The 22,322-nt window shown below is 70.9% G+C and carries 14 protein-coding genes; 11 read left to right on the top strand and 3 right to left on the bottom strand.

Annotation, left to right across the window (positions count from 1 at the left end; translation table 11 throughout):
• Window positions 1-52 precede the first annotated feature (52 nt).
• Window positions 53-943, top strand: a complete 891-nt coding sequence (locus FB559_RS27260) for a LysR substrate-binding domain-containing protein (protein ID WP_141958942.1) — start codon at window positions 53-55, stop codon at window positions 941-943.
• Between the two features lie 106 nt (window positions 944-1,049).
• Here FB559_RS27260 and FB559_RS27265 read toward each other — a convergent pair whose 3' ends face one another.
• The 3 genes from FB559_RS27265 to FB559_RS27275 form a co-directional block, all read right to left on the bottom strand.
• Entirely contained in the window at window positions 1,050-1,727 is a 678-nt protein-coding gene (locus FB559_RS27265) for a hypothetical protein (RefSeq protein WP_141958944.1), read from the bottom strand.
• A gap of 192 nt (window positions 1,728-1,919) precedes the next feature.
• Window positions 1,920-6,086: a carboxypeptidase regulatory-like domain-containing protein gene (locus FB559_RS27270; RefSeq protein WP_141958946.1), complete on the bottom strand. Its 4,167-nt coding sequence runs from the start codon at window positions 6,084-6,086 to the stop codon at window positions 1,920-1,922.
• A 515-nt stretch (window positions 6,087-6,601) separates the two neighbouring features.
• Window positions 6,602-7,645, bottom strand: a complete 1,044-nt coding sequence (locus FB559_RS27275) for an IS110 family RNA-guided transposase (RefSeq protein WP_246122107.1) — start codon at window positions 7,643-7,645, stop codon at window positions 6,602-6,604.
• 776 nt (window positions 7,646-8,421) lie between these two features.
• Here FB559_RS27275 and FB559_RS27280 point away from each other — a divergent pair.
• The 10 genes from FB559_RS27280 to FB559_RS27320 all read left to right on the top strand — a co-directional run bounded on the left by FB559_RS27280 (window position 8,422) and on the right by FB559_RS27320 (window position 22,293).
• A complete protein-coding gene (locus tag FB559_RS27280; RefSeq protein WP_141958950.1) occupies window positions 8,422-8,967 on the top strand; it encodes a hypothetical protein in 546 nt (181 codons plus the stop codon).
• Between the two features lie 115 nt (window positions 8,968-9,082).
• Window positions 9,083-9,172, top strand: coding sequence for a K(+)-transporting ATPase subunit F (kdpF, locus tag FB559_RS27285; protein WP_141958952.1), 90 nt, complete (start codon window positions 9,083-9,085; stop codon window positions 9,170-9,172).
• Window positions 9,173-10,834: a potassium-transporting ATPase subunit KdpA gene (gene kdpA, locus FB559_RS27290; protein ID WP_141958954.1), complete on the top strand. Its 1,662-nt coding sequence runs from the start codon at window positions 9,173-9,175 to the stop codon at window positions 10,832-10,834.
• Window positions 10,835-13,009 carry a potassium-transporting ATPase subunit KdpB gene (kdpB, locus tag FB559_RS27295; protein ID WP_141958956.1) on the top strand — a complete coding sequence of 725 codons (2,175 nt, stop codon included), beginning with the start codon at window positions 10,835-10,837 and terminating at the stop codon, window positions 13,007-13,009.
• Window position 13,010: 1 nt separating this feature from the next.
• On the top strand, window positions 13,011-13,931 hold the full coding sequence (locus tag FB559_RS27300; RefSeq protein WP_141958958.1) for a potassium-transporting ATPase subunit C: 921 nt from the start codon (window positions 13,011-13,013) through the stop codon (window positions 13,929-13,931).
• Between the two features lie 63 nt (window positions 13,932-13,994).
• On the top strand, window positions 13,995-16,586 hold the full coding sequence (locus tag FB559_RS27305) for a sensor histidine kinase (RefSeq protein WP_141958960.1): 2,592 nt from the start codon (window positions 13,995-13,997) through the stop codon (window positions 16,584-16,586).
• Window positions 16,583-17,248, top strand: coding sequence for a response regulator (locus FB559_RS44140; protein WP_185792423.1), 666 nt, complete (start codon window positions 16,583-16,585; stop codon window positions 17,246-17,248). The genes FB559_RS27305 and FB559_RS44140 overlap by 4 nt, the downstream gene beginning before the upstream one ends.
• Before the next feature lie 14 nt (window positions 17,249-17,262).
• Window positions 17,263-19,098: an APC family permease gene (locus FB559_RS27310; protein ID WP_185792424.1), complete on the top strand. Its 1,836-nt coding sequence runs from the start codon at window positions 17,263-17,265 to the stop codon at window positions 19,096-19,098.
• On the top strand, window positions 19,091-21,589 hold the full coding sequence (locus tag FB559_RS27315) for a DUF4118 domain-containing protein (RefSeq protein ID WP_221640199.1): 2,499 nt from the start codon (window positions 19,091-19,093) through the stop codon (window positions 21,587-21,589). Before FB559_RS27310 ends, FB559_RS27315 begins: the two co-directional genes overlap by 8 nt.
• Entirely contained in the window at window positions 21,586-22,293 is a 708-nt protein-coding gene (locus FB559_RS27320) for a response regulator (protein WP_141958964.1), read from the top strand. Before FB559_RS27315 ends, FB559_RS27320 begins: the two co-directional genes overlap by 4 nt.
• The last annotated feature ends 29 nt before the right edge of the window (window positions 22,294-22,322 follow it).

A 22,322-nucleotide genomic window follows, 5' to 3' on the forward strand; every position in this document is an offset into this window, starting at 1 on the left:
GCGGGGAGGCGCGACTAGCAGGTGTTGCACTGGCAGGTCATAGGGTTTCTCTATGACTCAACGTCTGCCGGACCTGGAGGCACTGGAGCTGCTCGTCGCGGTCGCCGAGACCGGCAGCCTCGGTCAGGCGGCGGCACGGCAGGGCATCAGCCAGCCGTCGGCGAGTGCCCGGATCGACACTCTGGAGCGGCGGCTGGGCGTCCGGCTGCTCGTCCGCTCACCCAGCGGTTCCCGGCTCACCGCGGCCGGGCTCGTCGTGACGGACCGGGCGCGGACGCTGCTGGGACAGGCGTACGCGCTGGTCGAGGGGGCGGCGGCGCTCCGTGCGCGTCAGCACGGCCGGCTGCGCGTCACCGCGAGCCTGACCATCGCCGAACACCTTATGCCGGGCTGGCTCGTCACGCTGAGAGAGATCGACCCGGCCGTCCACGTCGAGCTCAACGTCGCCAACAGCACACTCGTGGTCGAACGCCTCCGTGCCGGCGAGGCCGACCTCGGCTTCATCGAGGGTGAGGGCGCACCACGCGACCTGCACAGCCGGGCCGTCGCACGGGACCGCCTCGTCGTGGTGGTCTCCCCGGACCACGCCTGGGCACGTAAGCGCCGCCCGCTGCGTCCGGTGGAGCTGGCGACGACACCGTTGCTGCTGCGCGAGGCGGGCTCGGGCACGCGCGAGACCCTGGAGGCGGCGCTGGCCCCGTACGGAGGAGTGGCCGAGCCCGTACTCGAGCTCGGCGCCACCGCGCCGCTGCGCGTCGCCGCCACCTCGGGTACGGCCCCGGCCGTACTCAGCGCGCTCGCCGCGGCGGACGAGATCGCGGCGGGCCGTCTGGTCGAGGTTCCGTCCGAGCTGCCCCTGGACCGCGTCCTGCGCGCGGTCTGGCCCCGCGGCAGCGAACTCCCGGACACCGCGCTCCACCTGCTCCGGGTGGCCCGCGCCTGACGCGTGAGCGTGCGCTCTCGCCGGGCCGCGTCGTCACCGCGCATCGGCCGACTCTGCCCCCGCTCTCCGCCTCCACGCGGAGAAGGGCGCTTCCCGCTGCCGGAGGTCAGCCGGTGACCGGCAGGTCGCTGTTCACCGGGGTCGGGGCGGGGGCCTCACCCGGCGACGTCGAGGTGCTCGGCGTCGGGGAGGGCGTGCCGGTGTCCGTCGGGGTGGGGGTGGGCTTCGGGTGGTGCTTCGGCCGGCACGTCAGCCGGTAGACGTGCCCGCCGAATGACACCGCCGCCACCAACGCCTTGTTTCCCGTGTCGTTGCCGTACCCCACACCGAAACTCGCGACCGTCGTGGCCTCGGTGTAGGTGAACTTGCCGATCAGGTCCGCCGGGGAGTCGACCGGGTCGGACTGCCCACCGGGCTCGCTCGCCGCGATCTTGCTCGACCACCACTTGCCGGTCGCCGACTTGTTGATCGTCGAGTACGGGTTCGACGTCTCCATCTTGAACAGCGGCCGGGCACCCGCATAGACGTGCGCGGCGAAGGCGCCGTTGGTCGGGACGTTCTTCAGCGTGTAGGCGCCGCTCTTGTGGTGGATCAGCGACGGGCCGTCGAAGAGCAGACCCTGCGGGAGCTGCTTCGGCTTCAGCGCGGCCTCGTCGGGGTTGACGTACCAGTCCGCGTTGCATGTGGCGGAACCACCGCCGGCCGTGTGCGTGTTCGCGTAGGCGACCGGCGCCACGGCCATGACCGCGCCAACGGTGACCGATATCGCGATGATCTTGCGCATGGGGTTGCTCGATTCTGCGGGGGAAGAATGAGACGCCTGATGCACGTGGAAGGTTGGCCGGTGGCGCATTCAGGACAACCATGACAGCCGGTCAGGTGAGCGCGGCCCTCTCTGGAAGGCCAGAGGGCAGCAGGTTCACGGACGCGTGAGCGCGCGGACCGGGGATCCCGGCCCGCGCGTTCACGTGGTGGGTCAGCTACAGGTGTGGTCGGGTTTGAGGCCGAAGTCGGCCGCGGTCGAGGTCAGCTTGGTGATCTTGACGACTCTGGTCTGTGGCGCCCAGCCGTCCTTCGCCACGATCATCGTGAGCGGGTTGTTGCGAGTGTCGAGCCAGAACCCGTACTGGCCGTTCTTGTCGGTCTTGAGCGTGTACGACGCCGCCCAGGAGTCGATCTGCACGGTCGCTCCCGTCAGCGGCACGGGTGCGCCGGTACAGCCGGCGCCGGTCAGCGTTCCGGCGATCTTGCCCCAGGTGTTCGGCGGGCCGACCGTCATCGTGACGGTCACCGGCGCGATCGCGTACGGCGTCTTCGCGCCGACCGTGAGTTGCGCCGTGTACGTCCCGGGCTGAGTGATCGCCGGGGTGTTCGCGTCGAGGGTCACGTTGACCTTGACGCTCTTGCCGGGCTGGATCGTCACCTCGGTCTTGTCCTCCGACAGCCAGGGGACGTCGGGGGCCGCGTCGCACTGGTCGTAGCCGGGGAGCGTCTCGGCGCTCTTGACCGCGTTGAAGTTCCCCAGCGATCCTCCGATCTTGTAGAAGCCGCACGCCGATCCGCCGCGGTACAGGGCGTTGTTGGAGTTGGGCAGGGCCGTCCACGCGTTGGAGTCCGGGTTGTAGGCGAAGCCCTGGTTGGTGAGGGTGCTGTTGCCGTTGGTGACGCCGCCGGACACGATCAGCTGTCCGTTCGCCGCGGAGTAGCCCATCGCCCACAGGTCGATCGGCAGGTCGGCGATCGGCGTCCAGGTGCCGCCCGCCGGGTTCAGCGCGTACGCGTGCTTGGTGCTCGCGGTCGCCGAACCGCCCGCGCAGTAGAGCGTGCCCTCGATGCTCCCGCAGCCCAGCCAGGCGGCCGGCTCGGGATAGGCCGGGCCCGCGCTCCACGAGTCGGCCGACGGGTCGTAGACCTGTACGTCCGTGGTGCCGCACTCCTCGGTGCAGCCACCGACGACGTAGATCTTGCCGCCGAGCACGGCCGCACCGGAGCCGGCGTACGGTCTGGGGTTGTCGGCGCCCGCGGACCACGTGCCCGAGGACGGATCGAAGATCTCCGTCTTGGCCACCGTGTCACCCTCGGTGCTCCAGCCGCCGGTGACGTAGAGCCTTCCTCCGGTGGCCGTCGCCTGGGGAGCCTCGCGCGCCGTGCTCACGCCCGCGATGGCGGACCACGCCTGCGTTTCCGGATCGTAGACGTAGGCGTTGTCCAGGGTGTCCACGCCGTCGGTGCCCGCCACCGAGTAGATCTTGCCGTCCAGCGCCGCCACGCCGTTGTCCATGATCGTCGAGGCGTAGTCGGCGACGGTCGTCCATGGTGCCGCCGACGGTGCCGCGGCGGCCTTCGCGCGCGAGACCGCTCCGTGCCGCAGCCGCCCGCTGGCGAAGTCGCCCTTGACCCGCTGTGCCGGTGCGCCGGTCGCGGCGGGCTGTGTCGCGCCGGGCCGTTCGCCGATCTTGGCGGTCACCGGCGACGTGCCGGTGTTCTTCAGGGTCAGCGCGCCGGTGGCCGACTTCTGCCAGCCCACCGCCTTGCTGATCGTGGTGGGAGTGACCGTGATCCGGGGTGCGGACAGCGTGAAGTCGGCCGCGGTCGCCCAGTCGGCCGCGATGTTCGCGGTGACCTCACGTGAGCCGTAGTTGCCCGCCGTCGCGGTGAACTTGTGGCTGCCCGTGAGCGAGGAGAACGTCCAGTAGAACCCGTCGCCCAGGCCCGGGTCGTCCGGCGTCGCCGCCGAGGTCGCCCGCTCCGCCGGCCGGTCCGCCGAGGTGACCGTGGCGCCGTTGACGCCGGCGCCGGTGTTCGCGTCCGTCACCTGCCCGACGACCAGGCCGCCGTGGGCGGGAGTGCACGTACGCTCGCCGAGGAAGACGTCGTCGACCTGCCAGTAGTAGCCGAACGAGCCGGTGAAGTGGAACCGCACCCGTGCGTCGCTCTTGCCGGCCGCCGCGGACAGGTCCACGGTCTCGGTACGCGGCCCGCGTGCGCTGGCGGTGAAGTGCCGCACGCTGGTCCACGTCGTGCCGCCGTCGACGCTCAGCTCGACGTCGCCGGCCTGGCCGGTGTAGCCGAACCAGTCGCTGTCGAACGTCAGGATCGGGTGGGTACGCGCGCTGAGGTCGGTGACCGGGCCGATCAGCGAGCTGTCCTGCGCGTTGCCCGTGCCGTAGTGGTCACTGTCGATGATCGCGAAACCGCCCGTACCTCCAGTGTGGTTGCCGCGGCCGCCCGGGTCGTCGAACACCCAGGTCTGACCCTTGCCGACCTTGTCGTCGACGGTCCAGCCGTCCGGCGCGGTCGCCGCGTCGAAGGACTGCGTGGCTCCCGTGTACTGGTAGCCGTAGCCGGCCGCGGTGCAGGTCGTCTGGTCCACGGCGACGTCGACGTCGTGCACCGTGTCGGCCGCGTCGACCGTCACGTCGTGGGAGTCCTGCGTGTACCCGGGGTACAGCGGGTCCACCTGCAGCGTGTAGGTGTCGTCGGCGGGCACGCTCAGCGTGTACCGCCCCGTCTTCGGATCGGTGTAGGCCACCGCGGTGGGCTCGTCCTTGACCCGTACGGTCGCGTAGAGCGGCCAGCCGTGGCCGGACCCGTCACGGACGAGCCCGGAGACGTCGACGCGCGCCCTGGCGGTCAGCGCGAGGTCCTCGGTGACCGTCTGGCCGTCGGCGACCTGCACGTCCGCGACCGTCTTTCCGGTGTAGCCGAACTTGCTCGCGGACACGTCGTAGGTCCCCGGCGGGAGGTCGAGGGTGTAGTGCCCCTGCCCGTCCGTCGTGGTGGTGACGTCGCCCGCCTTCACCTTGGCGGAGGCCAGCGGCTCGGTGCCGTCCGTCACGGTGCCGGCGATGACGCCGTGCGGCCCGGAGCGGAACGCCACGACACCGTCAGGGGTGCCGAGCCCGGTGGGTCCGTCGTAGCCGTCCCCCGCCGTACACAGGTACGCCGGGTCGCAGCTTCCGTTGCCGCCACCGGTGACGTCGTTGAGGTCGGACGGGTGCCCGTACGGGTAGGAGGTGGGTTCCGAGCCCGCCGCCGGCGCGCCGCCGAGGGCGTACACGGACGCGATGATCGGGGCGGACACGCTCGTGCCGCCGTAGACGTGCCATCCACCGTTGTAGACGGCGACGCCGGTGTCCGGGTCGGCCACCGCCGAGACGTCGGCGACGGTACGGTGCGCGCAGCCGGTGTCCTGCTGGAACGAGGGTTTGGGCTCGAACGCGGAGCAGCCGCTGCCCGCGCCGTCCCAGGCGCTCTCACTCCACCCGCGCGCGGAGTCGTCCTTCACGAGCGAGGTGCCGCCGACGCCGGTGACGTACGGCGAGGCCGCCGGGTAGCCCACCCCGTAACCGTCGTCGCCGGAGCTCGCGACCACGGCGACGCCGGGGTGGTGGAAGTAGGCGTCGTCGCCCTGGCCCTCGTCGGAGCCCTCGTCACCGCTGTAGCTGTTGGAGACGTACTTGGCGCCCTGGGCGACGGCCTGGTTCACGGCCGTGCCGAGGTTGTCGGTGAAGTTGTCGTCGGCCTCCACCAGGAGGATGTCGCAGCTCGGGCAGATGGCACTCACCATGTCGGTGTCGAGCGCGATCTCCCCGGCCCAGCCGCTGTCCGGTGGCGGATAGTCGGTGCCGCCGCGCTGGTCGATCTTCCGGAAGCAGCCGTTCGCCGTCGTACAGGGCGGCAGGCCGTACTGCTGGCGGTAGAGGGCCAGGTCCGCCTCGGCGTTCGGGTTGTCGAAAGCGTCGACGATCGCGACCGTCTGGCCCGACCCCGCCGAGGGGAGGTTGTACGCGTCCACCAGGTCGGCGGGCCCGAACCCGGCGGGCGCGTCCTGCCGCTGGAGCCCCTTCGGCCCGGCGACGTCGTCACGTGCCATGGCGAGGCAGGCCATCTCACCGGCGCGCCGGGGCGCCCGGCAGACGGGGCTGGTCGGGTGGCGGCCGGGTGAGGCGGGACCGGTGGCCTTGGTCCGCGGGACGAGGTGTTTCGAGGCGCCGGAGGCCGAGGCCGCAGGCGCCGCGACCAGGGTGAGCGCGGCGACCGCGAGCGCGACGAACACCGCGCACGCTCGTACGCCCGCGAGCCTGGTAAGCAGCGCACGCGGCACGCGCCGGGCATGCCGCCGTTTGGGGAGTTGGAGCATGTACGTCTTCTCCTAGCGGAGCAGGACGGAACCCTGGGGTGCGGGTTCCCGACACGCTGATCTTGACCCAGAACTTGACCAAGATCGCGTCCGGTTACGGCCTCGCCCAATTTCGGACATCACCTTGAAAAACGACCTGCCTGGCCCATATGTAATGACGGCATCGCAAGGAGTAATTGTTATTTCGTGAAGACATCTGCTGGACGCGGTCTCGTGCCGATCTCACCAGGGAAGATGGTCGGGCCGGGTTCTCTCTGCGGCACATATCCCGGGCCGACGTTGCAAATGTGTTAACGGGAAAAGGCTCGTCCGCCGACGAGAGTCAATGGCCGAACGGCCAAATGATGGGGTTGTTGACTCCCGGCGTGACCTGTGGCATGCCTCGAAGTCCCGCTGTCCTACTGCGCGGCGCCCTGGGCGGCGTTATCCACAGAACCCCGCTCTACTTTCGCCCGTCGTTGTTCTGGCTGGACAATGTGAGTGGGATGGTTCCCCCTGGATGCTCTTATGTGGTGTCAAGCGGCGGCTGGTAGGTCGCTGGGTGTGGTGTTTGTGCTGGTGAGGGCTTTGTAGAGTTCGCGTGCGAGGTAGCGTTTGAGGCAGCGGATGATCTCGGGTTTGGGTTTGCCTTGGCTGGTGCGGCGTTGGATGTAGGTTCGGGTTCGGGCGCAGTGGCTCATGCGGGTGATGGTGATCAGGTAGAGGGCGCGGTTGGCTTGGCGGTCTCCGCCGCGTGAGAGCCGGTGCCGGGTGGTCTTGCCACTGGAAGCAGGGATCGGGGCCACCCCGCACAGAGCGGCGAAGGCGGCTGGGGTGGTGAGGCGGTCGGGGTTGTCGCCGCAGGTGATCAGCAGCTGTGCGGCGGTCTCGACCCCGACGCCGTAAATGGCGAGCAGGTCGGGGCGGGTCTGGGTGATCAAGGCTTTCAGGTGCAGGTTGAGACCATCGATTTCGGTGGTCAGGTGCTGGTGGCGGTGGGCCAGCGCGCGGAGGGCGTGTTTGGTGGCGTGGAGCGGGTCGGTCAGGTCGGTGCCTGGGCGCAGCCGTGCGCATGCGCTGATCAGTGCCGGGGTGGGTTTGCCGGTGAGGTGTTCGCGAAGTTGTGCCGGTGCGGTGACCAGCACGGCTCGTAGTTCGTTGATGGCTGCGGTGCGGGCCTTGATGGCTCCGGTCCGGGTCAGGTGCAGCACCCGGATCGATTCGGCGATCCCGTCGTTGCCTTTGGGCAGTGCGCGGGCGCGGCCGGCCAGCACCGCATCAGCGGCGGCATAAGCATCCAACGGATCGGACTTACCGACACTGCGGCGCTGACGGCGGTCGGGCCGGTTCACCTCCACCACGGTGACACCTTGACCGCGCAGGTACCGGGTCAGGCCCGCTCCGTAGGAGCCGGTGCCCTCCACCCCGACCGCGTGGATCCGGCCGAAGCCTTCCATCCAGGCCAGCAACCGCGCATAGCCCTCAACCGTGGCGGGGAAGTCCGCGTCCGCGATCCGGCCGCCGTTCATCAACTCCACCGCGGCGTGATGGGTGTCGTGGTGGGTGTCGACCCCACCCACGACCCGCCGCTTGTCCGGTCGCCTGCTCCTGCGTGCCATCCTGAACCTGCCAATCCTCGTGAGGGAAACGAGACGTGGCACGCGCTGGGCCGGTGCATCGGACAGACCAGTGATGAGGCTCCTAGGCCGAGCTCTTATCAAGTCACGGCACCGGCCCAGCGCACACCCCGCAGACGAGGCGGTGTACTCGACAGATCCGGGGAAAGACACTCACTCACGAGGTCGGGCGGGCAAAGAGCCAAACCACACCAGCATCGCCTGCCCCACCATTCTCACTGGCGGGTGGGCTCCAAGGCGGGTGGGCTCCAAGGCGGGTGGGCTCCAAGGCGGGTGGGCTCCAAGGCGGGTGGGCTCCAAGGCGGGTGGGCTCCAGGCGGGTGGGCTCCAAGGCGGGTGGGCTCCAAGGCGGGTGGGCTCCAGGCGGGTGGGCTCCAAGACAGGTGGGCTCCAAGACAGGTGGGCTCCAAGACAGGGCGCGGCCCGGACGGAGGACTTCGGGACAGGCCCTGGGTGCGAGCGGTGGAGGGTATCTCCGCTCCCGGGCCGCCTCCGGCGGTCCGATCGACCGGCCGGCGGGCTCGTGCCGGGCGGAGAACGGGGCCTCCTCGGGCCTCCGGCGGCCGGCGGCGTTAAAGACGCGTTAAGGGCGTACTGCCGGGCGCTAAGAGGGTGTCAACGGCCGTCCAACCGGCTCATTTCGGGCGTTGACTCCTGCCGTGACCCCTGCTGAGGGGTCGATGGGCGGTATGCCCATCGTCGCGCTCGAGGAGGATGCGATGACGCGCCTTGAATCGTCCGCATGGTCGCTGGCAGGTGGCAGCGCATGCGTCTTCGCGCTCGCCGTCGTCTTGGGACGGCAGCCGTGGCAGGTGGGGTTCGTCGTCGTCGTTCTGGCCGTACTGGGCTGGGCATGGCTGAGCCCGGTCGTCGCGGGGGCGGCCATCGGCGGCGTCGCCTGGTTGTGCGTCACCGGCTTCGACGTGCACCGGTTCGGGGACGTAAGGGTCACAGGGCGTGACGACGTCCTGCGCATCGCGGTGCTGGTCCTCGCCGGGGTCCTCGCGGCCGCGGCGCACGCCCTGGCCGAGGCATGGAGCGTTCGCAGGTCCGTGGATCCGCTCTGGGCGGAGTTCCACGGGACCGGCTCGCGTACCGACCTCGAGACCGGCACATCAGGCCTCACGACCGGGCTCCGTTCCGGCCTTGAGTTCAACCGAACAGGGGGAGATCCCATCGAGCTCCGGGTGCCGCGTCAGCGTGACCTGGCCTCGGCCGAGGGGCCTCTCCCCGCATATCCGACAGAGGAACCGAGTGATGGCTGACCTGGCGTACATCCTGCTGACAGTGGCGATCTTCGCGCTGTTCGGCCTGGTCGTGAAGGCGGTGGAACGGCTTTGAGCCGCGACCGAACCCCACGTGACGAGCGATGAGGGCGCGATGAGTGCAGAGAACCTGATCGGGCTGATCCTCTCCGTCGTCCTCTTCGTCTTCCTGATCGCCGCCCTACTGTTCCCGGAGCGCTTCTAGATGAGTACAACGACCGCGGGGATCCTGTTCGCCGGATCCCTCGTGCTCGCTCTGGCCCTGGCCTACCGGCCGCTGGGCGACTACATGTACCGGGTCTTCACCGGCGTGCGGCACTCGCGCCCGGAGAGACTGATCTACCGGCTGATCGGCGTGAGGCCGGACGCCGAGCAGACCTGGAGTGTCTACGCCCGCAGCGTGCTCGCCTTCTCGGCGATCTCGATCCTGTTCCTGTACGGCCTGCAGCGCCTGCAGAACCACCTGCTGCTCAGCCTCGGCTTCAAGCCGGTCATGACGCACCAGGCATGGAACACCGCCATCAGCTTCACCACCAACACCAACTGGCAGTCCTACTCCGGCGAGTCGACCATGGGCCATCTGGTGCAGATGGCCGGGCTCGCCGTGCAGAACTTCGTGTCCGCCTCCGTTGGTATCGCCGTCGCGATCGTCTTGATCCGGGGGTTCGCCCGCAAGCGGACCGACCACCTCGGCAACTTCTGGGTGGACCTGATCCGTGCCAACCTGCGGATCCTGCTGCCGCTCGCCGTCGTCAGCGCGATCGTCTTGATCGCGGGCGGCGCGGTGCAGAACTTCCACGACCCGCACACCGTCCAGACCCTGGCCGGCGCCAAGCAGTCGATCACCGGCGGCCCGGTGGCCTCCCAGGAGGCGATCAAGGAGCTCGGCACCAACGGCGGTGGCTTCTACAACGCCAACTCCGCGCACCCGTTCGAGAACCCGACGACCTGGACGAACTGGATCGAGATCTTCCTGCTGGCCGTCGTCAGCTTCAGCCTGCCCCGGACGTTCGGCCGGATGGTCGGCAGCAACAAGCAGGGCTACGCGATCGTCTCGGTGATGGCGACCCTCGCGGTCCTCAGCATGACGCTGATCATGTCGTTCCAGCTCATGCACCACGGGACCGTCCCGACCGCCATCGGCTCGTCCATGGAGGGCGTCGAGACGAGGTTCGGCGTGGCCAACTCGGCGACCTTTGCGGACCTCACCACTCTTACTTCTACTGGCGCCGTCAACTCCTTCCACGACTCGTACACGAGCCTCGGCGGCATGATGACGATGTTCAACATGATGCTCGGCGAGGTCGCGCCGGGCGGTACCGGCTCGGGCCTGTACGGGTTGCTCATCCTCGCGGTGATCACGGTGTTCGTCGCCGGTCTGATGGTCGGCCGTACGCCGGAGTACCTCGGCAAGAAGATCAGCAGCCGTGAGATCAAGTTCGCCGCGACCTACTTCCTGATCACCCCGATCTGCGTCCTCGTCGGCACCGCCTTCGCGATGGGGCTCCCGGGTGAGCGCGCGAGCATGCTGAACACCGGCCCGCACGGGCTCTCGGAGGTGCTGTACGCCTTCACGTCGGCGTCCAACAACAACGGCTCGGCGTTCGCCGGCATCACCGTCAACACGACCTGGTACGACACGGCCCTCGGCCTGGCGATGGTGTTCGGGCGGTTCCTGCCGATCATCTTCGTCCTCGCCCTGGCCGGGTCCCTGGCACGTCAGGGGCTGACCCCGGCGTCGGAGGGCACCCTGCCCACCCATCGTCCCCAGTTCGTCGCGATGGTCGCGGGCGTCACGGTCATCCTCGTCGCTCTCACCTTCCTCCCGGCGCTCGCGCTCGGGCCGTTGGCCGAAGGAATCCACTAAATGTCCACGCAAGTCATGGAAGCGCAGAGCGCCGCTCCGGAGGCCCCGAGCTCGTCGGGTGGCCGGGTGCAGGGCGGTCTGCTCGACCCCAAGCAGCTCTTCAGATCGCTGCCCGGCGCGGTGAGGAAGCTCGATCCGCGCACGATGTGGCGCAACCCGGTGATGTTCATCGTCGAGATCGGCGCGGTCTGGAGCACGGTCCTGGCCGTCGCCGAACCCAGCTGGTTCGCCTGGCTGATCGTGGCCTGGCTCTGGCTGACGGTGATCTTCGCCAACCTGGCCGAGGCCGTCGCCGAGGGGCGCGGCAAGGCACAGGCCGACGCCCTGCGAAGGGCCAAGACCGACACGATGGCGCGCCGGCTGACCGGCTGGAAGCCGGGCAGCGCCGCGGAAGAGGAGGCGGTGCCGGCGCCGCGGCTCCGGCAGGGCGACCATGTCGTCGTCGAGGCGGGCCAGATCATCCCCGGCGACGGTGACGTCGTCGAGGGCATCGCCAGCGTCGACGAGTCGGCCATCACCGGCGAGTCGGCCCCGGTCATCCGGGAGTCCGGCGGTGACCGCAGCGCGGTCACCGGCGGCACCAAGGTGCTGTCCGACCGGATCGTCGTGAAGATCACCCAGAAGCCGGGTGAGAGCTTCATCGACAAGATGATCGCGCTGGTGGAGGGCGCGAACCGGCAGAAGACGCCCAACGAGATCGCCCTCAACATCCTGCTCGCCTCACTGACGATCATCTTCGTGATGGCGGTCGCCACGCTGCAGCCGCTGGCGATCTTCTCCAAGGCGAACCAGCCGGGCGTGCCGGACTCCCTGTCCCTGAACGCGCACGGCGTCACCGGCATCGTGATGGTCTCGCTGCTGGTCTGCCTGATCCCGACGACGATCGGGGCGCTGCTGAGCGCGATCGGCATCGCCGGCATGGACCGGCTCGTCCAGCGGAACGTGCTGGCGATGAGCGGCCGCGCCGTGGAGGCGGCCGGGGACGTGGACACCCTGCTGCTGGACAAGACGGGCACGATCACGCTCGGCAACCGGCAGGCGGCGGAGTTCACCCCCGTCGACGGGGTCACCGAGCAGCGGCTCGCGGACGCGGCGCAGCTGTCCAGCCTCGCGGACGAGACGCCCGAGGGGCGCTCGATCGTGGTGTTCGCCAAGACCGAGTACGGGCTGCGGGAGCGTACGCCGGGGGAGCTCGCCCACGCGACGTGGATCGAGTTCACCGCCCAGACCCGCATGTCCGGGGTCGACCTGGCCGAGGGGAGCGAGGGCCGGTCACTGCGCAAGGGCGCGGCGACCGCGGTGATGAAGTGGGTCCGCGACAACGGCGGCCACCCGACCGACGAGGTCGGCCACATCGTGGACGGCATCTCGGCCGGCGGCGGCACGCCTCTCGTGGTCGGCGAGGTCGTCTACGAGGAGCAGGGCACCACCGCGCACGTGCTCGGGGTGATCCACCTCAAGGACGTCGTCAAGGCCGGCATGCGCGAGCGCTTCGACGAGATGCGCGCCATGGGCATCCGTACCGTGATGATCACGGGCGACAACCCGCTGACGGCCAAGGCCATCGCGGACGAGGCCGGGGTGGACGACTTCCTGGCCGAGGCCAAGCCCGAGGACAAGATGGCCCTGATCAAGAAGGAGCAGGAGGGCGGCAAGCTCGTCGCCATGACCGGGGACGGCACCAACGACGCGCCCGCGCTCGCGCAGGCCGACGTCGGGGTGGCGATGAACACCGGAACGTCGGCCGCCAAGGAGGCCGGCAACATGGTCGACCTCGACTCCAACCCGACGAAGCTCATCGAGATCGTGGAGATCGGCAAGCAGCTGCTGATCACCCGGGGCGCGCTGACGACGTTCTCGATCGCCAACGACATCGCCAAGTACTTCGCGATCATCCCGGCGATGTTCGCGGTGGTCTACCCGGGCCTGGACAGGCTCAACGTCATGCGGCTCCACAGCCCGCAGTCGGCGATCCTGTCCGCGGTCATCTTCAACGCGATCGTCATCGTCGCGCTGATCCCGCTCGCTCTGCGCGGGGTGAAGTACCGCCCCTCCAGCGCGTCCAAGCTCCTGTCCCGCAACCTCTACCTGTACGGCGTGGGCGGCATCGTCGCGCCCTTCGTCGGCATCAAGATCATCGACCTGCTCATCCAGTTCCTTCCGGGGATGTCCTGACATGCGTCTGCCAAGTTGGCTCCGCCAGCACCTAGCCGCCCTGCGCGCCCTCCTGGTCCTGACCGTGATCCTGGGGATCGTCTACCCGGTCGCGATCTGGGTCGTGGCCTTCATCCCGGGCCTGCACGGCAACGCCGAGGGATCGATGATCAAGGCCGCCGACGGCAAGGTCGTCGGCAGCCGGATCATCGGCCAGGCCTTCACGGACTCGGACGGGAACGCGCTCAAGCAGTACTTCCAGAGCCGGCCTTCGGACGCCGGTGACGGCTATGACCCGACCGCCACGGCCGCGGGCAACCTCGGCCCGGAGAGCATCGTCGACACGCTGCCCGACCCGAAGCTCGTCGCGGCCGGCAAGGAGGACGAGAACGCCAAGACGAGCCTGCTCACCCAGGTCTGCACGCGCAGTGCCGACGTCGCCAAGCTGGAGGGCGTGGACGGATCCCGTCCGTTCTGCACCCCCGGTGGCGTGGGCGCGGTACTGGCGCTCATCGGTCCCCGCGACCGGCAGGGGCACGTGACGCACCCGACCCAGGTGATCAGTCTCAACGAGGAGTGCGGTGTGGTGAACACGCCGTTCGTAGCGGCCTACAAGGGCGTCGCCGTCCAGTGCGCGAAGTACGGTGAGGACTACACCAAGGGTGAGGTCGTGCCGATCCGGGGCGGCGCCCCGGCCCACCCGACGGTGCCCGCCGACGCCGTGACGGCCAGCGGCAGCGGCCTGGACCCGCACATCTCACCGGCGTACGCACGGCTCCAGGCACCGCGGATCGCCAAGACGCGCGGCGTCCCCGAGACGCAGGTGCTCCAGGCGATCAAGGACAACGAGGACGGGCGGGTGCTCGGCTTCATCGGCGACCCACGCGTCAACGTCCTGAAGCTCAACATCGAACTGGACAAGAAATATCCGTTCCGCGGATGAGGACCGGGACGCGGCGCGTCTTCACCGGAGCGCGCCGCGTCTCACCGGAGGAGTGATGTGGCCATGACGCGCGGGCGGCTTCGCGTCTACCTGGGGGCCGCCCCCGGCGTGGGCAAGACCTACGCCATGCTCGGCGAGGGTCAGCGGCGGTACGGCCGCGGCACCGACGTGGTCGTCGGGTTCGTGGAGTGCCACGGCCGTCCCCGCACCCTCGAGCTCCTCGAAGGGCTGGAGACGGTCCACCGCAAGACGATGGAGTACCGCGGCGCGACCTTCACCGAGCTGGACGCCGGCGCCGTCATCGCGCGCGCCCCCCAGGTCGCGCTGATCGACGAGCTGGCGCACACCAACGTGCCGGGGTCGCGCCACGACAAGCGCTGGCAGGACATCGAGGACATCCTCGAGGCCGGCATCGACGTGATCACCACGCTGAACATCCAGCACCTGGACTCGCTCAACGACGTCGTCGAGCAGATCACCGGAGTGCCGCAGCGCGAGACCGTGCCGGATGAGGTCGTACGCCGCGCCGACCAGGTCGAGCTCGTCGACATGACGCCGGAGGCGCTGCGCCGCAGGATGGCGCACGGCAACATCTACCAGGCCGAGAAGGTCGACGCGGCGCTGTCGAACTACTTCCGCGTCGGCAACCTCACCGCGCTGCGGGAGCTGGCCCTGCTCTGGCTGGCCGACAAGGTCGACGACCAGCTCGACCGCTACCGCGCCGACCACCGCATCAGCACCACCTGGGAGGCACGGGAACGCGTCGTCGTCGCGCTCACCGGCGGCCCCGAGGGCGACACGCTCATCCGCCGCGCCGCGCGGATCGCCGACCGCGCCAAGGGCTCGGACCTGTTCGCCGTGCACGTGACCGTGGGCGACGGGCTCACCGGCGCCAGCCCGGCCAACCTCGCCCGCCAGCGTGCCCTGGTGGAGAGCCTGGGCGGCACGTACCACCAGGTGGTCGGCGAGGACATCCCGCAGGCCCTGCTCGACTTCGCGCGCGGGGTGAACGCCACCCAGCTCGTGCTCGGCGCCTCGCGGCGTGGACGCCTCGCCCAGCTCTTCTCCCGTGGCGTGGGCGTGACCACGACCGCGCTGTCCGGCACGATCGACGTGCACATGGTCTCCCACGAGGAGGTCAGCCAGGGACGGCGGCGGTCGGTACGCGCCGGCGGCCTGACGAAGGTCCGCCAGATCGCCGGGTTCGGGCTCGCCGCCGCCGGGCTGCCGCTGCTCACCCTGCTGCTGAACAACCTGCGCGGGCAGCTGTCCCTCGCCAGCGAGATCCTGCTGTTCCTCGTCGCGGTCGTCGCGGTGGCACTGGCCGGTGGCCTGTATCCGGCGCTGTTCGCCGCCATCTTCGGTTCCCTGCTGCTCAACTACTTCTTCACCCCGCCGATCTATGAGTTCACCATCAACGAATGGGAGAACGTCCTCGCGCTGGCCGCGTTCATCCTGGTCGGGGTGGCCGTCAGCGTGGTGGTCGACATCGCGGCCCGGCGTACCCGCGAGGCCGCGCGCGCCAGCGCCGACGCGGAGATGCTGTCCCACCTCGCGGGCAGCGTGCTGCGCGGCCAGAGCACGCCTCATGACCTGCTAGAACGGTTGCGGGAGACGTTCGGCCTGGACTCGGCGACACTGCTCGAACGGCGCCCCGAGGCCCCGCTGACGCCCGGCCGTCAGGCCGATCCGGACTGCTGGCGGATCGTGACCAACGCCGGTGCCGAACCCTGCAGCAGCCCGGACGAGGGCGCGGCCGAGATCGCCATCGACGACGACCTCACCCTCGTGCTCCGCGGCCGTACGCCGTCGGCGGCCGACCAGCGAGTGCTGGAGGCGTTCGCCGCGCAGGCCGCGCTCGCGCTCCGGCAGCACCGCCTGACCGAGGAGGCCGAGCAGGCGCGCCCGCTCGCCGCCGCGGACCGGATGCGGACCGCGCTGCTCGCCGCGGTCAGCCACGACCTGCGCTCGCCCCTGGCCTCGGCCAAGGCCGCGGTCGAGAGCCTGCGCACCGCCGAGGTCACCTGGACCGACCGGGAGCGCGACGAGCTTCTCGCCACCGCGGACGAGTCGCTGGACCGGCTGGCCCGCCTCGTCGCGAACCTCCTGGACATGAGCCGCTTGCAGGCGGGCCTGCTCGGCGTCTCGGCCCAGCCGGTCGCCGTCGGCGAGGTCGTGCCGTACGCCGTCGACGACCTGGGCCCGGCCGGCGCCGGCGTGCGCGTGCGGATCCCCGCCGAGCTGCCCGACGTGTTCGCCGATCCCGCGCTGCTGGAGAGGGTCCTGGTCAACCTCGTCTCCAACGCCGTCCGCTATGGGTCGGCCGAGCAGCCCGTCCTCGTCACGGCCAGCTCGCACGCCGACCGGGTCGAGGTGCGGGTCGTCGACCGCGGGCCGGGCATCCCGCAGGCCGACCGCGACCGGGTCTTCCTGCCCTTCCAGCGGCTCGGCGACCGCGACAACGAGACCGGGGTCGGGCTCGGCCTGGCCCTGTCACGCGGGCTCGTGGAGGCCATGGACGGCACGCTGGAGCCCGACGACACCCCCGGCGGCGGCCTGACCATGGTCGTCACGCTGCCCGCGTACACGACGGACCTGGCCGACCCGATGCTCACCTCACGCGTCGACTCGGTACGCGAGAGGCGTGCCCGATGACACGCGTGCTGGTCGTCGACGACGAGCCGCTGACCGCGCGGACGCTCGGCCTCAACCTGCGGGCCCGCCGGTACGAGGTCGTCGTGGCGCGCGACGGGGGCGAGGCCCTGCGGCGTGCCGCCGAATGGCATCCGGACGTCGTCGTCCTGGACCTGGGACTCCCCGACATCGACGGCGTCGAGGTGATCCACGGTCTGCGCGGCTGGAGCCGGGTGCCGATCATCGTGCTGTCCGGCCGTACGTGCGCCACGGACAAGATCGCGGCACTGGACGCCGGGGCCGACGACTACGTCACCAAGCCGTTCGGGCTCGGCGAGCTGCTCGCCCGCATCCGCGCGGTCGGCCGGCGCGCCGGTCCGCCCGGCCCGCCGCCGGTGGTACGGGTCGGCGGCCACCTCATCGACCTGGAGGCCAAGACCGTCAGGCCGCCGCTCCACCTCACGCCGACCCAGTGGCGGCTGCTGGAGATCCTGCTGGCCAACCCCGGCAAGCTCGTGAGCCAGCGCCGCCTGCTCACCGAGGTCTGGGGGCCCGCGTACGCACGGCAGACGCACTACCTGCGCCAATACATGGCCCAGCTGCGCCGCAAGCTGGAGGACGCCCCGGCCCACCCCCGTCACCTGCTGACCGAGCCCGGCATGGGCTACCGCTTCCAGCCGTAGAGGACCTGGACGAGATGAGCGTTCTCACCGCGCGGCGGAGCCCCGAGCGCAAGGAGGGCGAGCCGCCCGAGCGCGACCGCCTGTCCGTCCCCGGCGGGCTCGCCGCGCTCTCCCTGGACGCCATGGCCTCGGTGGCGTACGGCCCGGAGGCCATCGTCATCGTCCTGGCCGCCGGCGGGGGAGCGGCCCTCGGCTACACCGTCCCGGTCACCCTGGCCATCGCGGCGCTGCTCGGCGTCCTCACGCTCTCCTACCGCCAGGTGATCGCCGCGTTCCCGCAGGGCGGCGGGGCGTACGGGGTCGCCAAGACCCATCTCGGCCGCCGCGCCTCCCTGGTCGCCGCCGCGTCGCTGGTCGTCGACTACGTGCTCAACGTCGCCGTGTCGATCGCGGCGGGTGTGGCCGCGCTCACCTCGGCGGTGCCACGGCTGCTGCCGTACACGGTCTGGCTGTGCCTCGCGGTGCTCACCCTGGTCACCGCCGTGAATCTGCGCGGCATCGCGCACAGCGCACGGATCTTCATCGTCCCCACGGCGGTCTTCGTGCTGTCCGTGCTCGCCGTGGTCGTCGTCGGCCTGTTCCGCGACCGTCCCGTGGCGGCCGAGCACGTCGTCGCGCAGGCACACGGCCTCCAGACGGTCGGCGTCTTCCTGCTGCTGCGGGCGTTCGCCAACGGGTGCGCGGCGCTGACCGGCGTCGAGGCGATCGCGAACGCGGTGCCCTCCTTCCGGCGGCCCAGAGTGAGACGGGCGCAGCGGGCGGAGGTCGCGCTCGGCGCGCTGCTCGGCGTCATGCTGATCGGCATCTCCGCGCTGATCGTCCGCTTCCACGTACGCCCGGTGGCCGGGACCACGGTGCTGTCGCAGGTGACGGAGGGGTCACTGGGCCACGGGATCGCCTACTACGTCGTGCAGTTCGCCACCGTGGTGCTCCTGGCCCTGGCCGCCAACACCTCCTTCGGCGGCATGCCGGTGCTGGCGCAGCTGCTGGCCAAGGACAACAACCTGCCGCACCTGTTCGCGCTGCGGGCCGAACGCCAGGTGCACCGGTACGGCATCCTCTTCCTCGCCATCGCCGGCGGCCTGCTGCTCGTCGGCACGGGCGGCGACATGAACACCCTCGTGCCGCTGTTCGCCATCGGGGTGTTCGTCGGCTTCACGCTGTCGCAGGCCGGCATGGTGCGGCACTGGTGGACCGACCGCCCGTACGGCTGGCGTCCTCGGGCGGCCCTCAACGGCTTCGGCGCCCTGCTCACCGGGCTGGCCGCGATCGTGGTCACCGTCACGAAGTTCCCCGCGGGCGGCTGGCTGATCGTGGTGACGATGCCGCTCATCGTCTGGCTGATGTCCGCCGTCAACCGCGCGTACGCGCGGATCGGGGAGCGGCTGGAGCTGGACCGGGTGCCGGCGCGTCCGCGTCCGCGCAGGTCCCTGGCGATCGTGCCGGTCGGCGGGGTGAACCGCCTGACGAAGGAGGCGATCTCGGCCGCGCTCTCGCTCGGCGACCGGGTCGTCGCGGTGCGGGTGACCCATCCCGACGAGCCCGGGGAGACCGACGCGTTCATCAGGGCGTGGGAACGCTGGGCGCCCGACGTCAGCCTCGCCCTGGTCAATGACGGGCACCGGCGGCTGGTGGACCCGATCGTGGACTACGTGCGCGGCGTCGGCGAGCCCCACGTCTTCGTGCTCATCCCCGAGGTCGAGCCGGCCCACGTCTGGCAGCGTGTCCTGCAGAACCAGCGCGGGGCCGTGCTCGCCCACGCCCTGCGCCGCGACACCGACGCCGTGGTCTGCCGGCTCCGGTTCCGCCTCGATGGTGAGCCCGGGGGAGTGCCGGGTCACAATGCGTAGAGGGGGTGAGTCGATGGTCGAGCGCGGCAGGCTCAAGATCTACTTCGGCTCGGCACCCGGAGTCGGCAAGACCTACGCGATGCTCGGTGAGGCGGTGCGGCGCCAGGACCGCGGCACCGACCTGGTCGTGGGCTTCGCCGAGACCTACGGCCGTCCCCGTACCGCCGCGCTGCTGCACGGCCTCGAGGCCGTGCCCCTGCGCCAGGGGGAGATGGACGTCGACGCGGTGATCGCGCGTGCGCCCCAGGTCGCCTTCGTCGACGAGCTCGCGCACACCAACGCGCCCGTGGCGCGCAACGACAAGCGCTGGCAGGACGTCGAGGAGCTCCTCGACGCGGGCATCGACGTCGTGTCCACGGTCAACGTCGAGCACCTGGAGTCGCTGGCCGACGTGGCCGAGCGCATCACGGGCCTGCGCCGCCGGGAGACGGTGCCCGACGAGGTCGTACGGCGAGCGGACCAGATCGAGCTGGTCGACATGTCACCGGAGTCGCTGCGCCGCCGCCTCGCGCACGGCGACATCCACCCGGCCGGCCACGTGGACGCGGCGCTGTCGGACTACTTCCGCCTGGGCAACCTCACCGCCCTGCGCGAACTGGCCCTGCTGTGGGTGGCCGATCGCGTGGACGACGCCCTCGCGCGCTACCGCGACGAGAAGGGCATCACCGAGACCTGGGAGGCGCGCGAGCGCGTCGTCGTCGCGCTGACCGGCGGGCCGGAGGGCGACACGCTCATCCGGCGCGCCGCGCGCATCGCGGCACGCGCCGGCCACGGCGACCTGGTGGCGGTGCACGTCGCCAAGGCGGCCGGCCTCGCCGACGGGTCGCCGGAGGCCCTGGCGCGCCAGCGCGCCCTCATCGAGGGCATGGGCGGCTCGTACCACCAGGTGACCGGCGACGACGTGCCGGCCGCGCTGATCGAGTTCGCGCAGGCGGTGAACGCCACGCAGATCGTGCTCGGGTCGAGCCGCCGCAGCCGCTGGCAGTACGTCTCCGGGCCGGGTGTCGGCGCGACCGTGGCGGGCCGTTCCGGCGACGTGGACGTGCACATCGTCACCCACGACTACGCGGGCAAGGGCCGCGGCCTGCGGGCCGTGGGCCGTTCGTCGCTCGGGCGCCGGCGGCTGGTGGCGGGCTGGCTGCTCGCGCTGTTCGCCCCGCCCGCGCTGACCGGGCTGCTGTCGATCCGCGGCGAGGGGATCGGGCTGCCGACCGAGCTGCTGTTCTTCCTCGCGCTGACCGTCGGCGTGGCCCTGGTCGGCGGCCTGTGGCCCGCGATCGTGGCGGCCGTGGCGGGGTTCCTGCTGCTCAACTGGTTCTTCACCCCGCCCCTGCACACGCTGACGGTGGCCGAGCTGGAGAACGCCTTCGCGCTGCTCGTCTTCGTCGCGGTGGCGGTCGCCGTGGCCACGGTGGTCGACCTCGCGGCCCGCCGCAGCTCGCAGGCGGCGCGTGCGCGTTCGGAGGCGACCACCCTCAGCCTGCTGGCGACGAGCGTGCTGCGTGGCGAGGACGCCCTGCCCGAGCTGCTCGAGCGCGTACGTGAGACGTTCGGGCTGGCCTCCGTCGCGCTGCTGGAGCGTACGGGCGGCACCTGGGAACGGGTCGCCTCCGCGGGAACGGATCCCTGCGGGCGGCCGGACGACGCCGATGTCCGGGTGGAGGTGAGCGACGTGCTGACACTGGCTCTGCGCGGCCGCGTCCTGCCCGCCGCCGACCGCCGGGTGCTGTCCGCCTTCGCCTACCAGGCCGCCGCGGCGCTGGACCGCCAGCGGCTCGCCGAGCAGGCCAGGCAGGCGCGGCGGCTCGCCGAGGGCAACAAGATCCGTACGGCCCTGCTCGCCGCCGTCTCCCACGATCTGCGCACCCCGCTGGCCTCGATCAAGGCGAGCGTCAGCAGCCTGCGCTCCGACGACGTCCAGTGGGACCCGGCGGACGAGGCCGAGCTGCTCGCCACCATCGAGGAGTCGGCCGACCGGCTGGACCGCCTGGTCGCCAACCTGCTCGACATGAGCCGCCTGCAGACCGGTGTCGTCAACCCGCTCGCCCGGCAGGTGTCGATCGACGAGGTGCTCCAGCCGTCGCTGGCGAACGTGCCGGGCGACCAGGTGAAGATCGAGGTACCCGAGAACCTCCCGCCGATCGTGGCCGACCCGGGACTGCTGGAGCGGTCGCTGGCCAACGTGGTCGAGAACGCCGTGCGCCACGGCGGCGCCGAGCCGGTACGGATCTCGGCGCGTACGGTCGGCGGAGCGGTCGAGCTGCGGGTCACCGACCGGGGGCCGGGCGTGCCGGACTCCTCCAAGAGCCGGATGTTCGAGCCGTTCCAGCGGCTCGGCGACCGCCCGCGCGGCGACGGCGTGGGCCTCGGCCTGGCGGTCGCGCGCGGCTTCGCCGAGGCGATCGGCGGCGACCTGCAGGCCGAGGACACTCCCGGAGGTGGGCTGACGATGATCTTTACGCTGCCGGTGGAACCCGGGGAGGGCCCGTGAGCGAGCGAAACGAAGGAGCCGGTAAGCACACCACCCGGGTCCTCGTCGTCGACGACGAGCCGCAGATCGTCCGGGCGCTGCGCATCAACCTGCGCGCACGCGGCTACGAGGTGGACGCCGCCCCGGACGGCCGTACGGCCCTGGATCTGGCCGCCCGCCGCCACCCGGACGTGATCGTCCTGGACCTCGGCCTGCCCGATATGGAGGGCGCCGAGGTCATCAGGGGCCTGCGCGGCTGGACCAGCGTGCCGATCATCGTGCTGACCGCCCGGCACGCCTCGGAGGAGAAGGTCGAGACGCTCGACGTCGGCGCCGACGACTACGTGACCAAGCCGTTCGGCATGGACGAGCTCCTGGCCCGGCTGCGCGCGGCGGTACGCCGTGCGGCGCCGCCGGAGGAGGACGCCGTGGTCGTGACGGAGGAGTTCACCGTCGACCTGGCCGCGAAGAAGGCCTCCCGTGACGGCAAGGACGTACGCCTGACCCCGACGGAGTGGCACGTCCTGGAGGTCCTGGTCCGCAACGCCGGCCGCCTGGTGAGCCAGCAGCAGCTCCTGCGCGAGGTGTGGGGCCCGTCGTACGCGAACGAGACCGGCTACCTGCGCGTGTACCTCGCCCAGCTACGCCGCAAGCTCGAAGCCGACCCGTCCCGCCCGCGCCACCTGATCACCGAACCGGGCATGGGGTACCGATTCGAACGCTGAGCGCGCGTCGCCGTGGACGGGCGTTCGTG

It is taken from the genome of Actinoallomurus bryophytorum (genome assembly GCF_006716425.1).
In the GTDB taxonomy this organism is placed as follows: Bacteria; Actinomycetota; Actinomycetes; order Streptosporangiales; family Streptosporangiaceae; genus Actinoallomurus; species Actinoallomurus bryophytorum.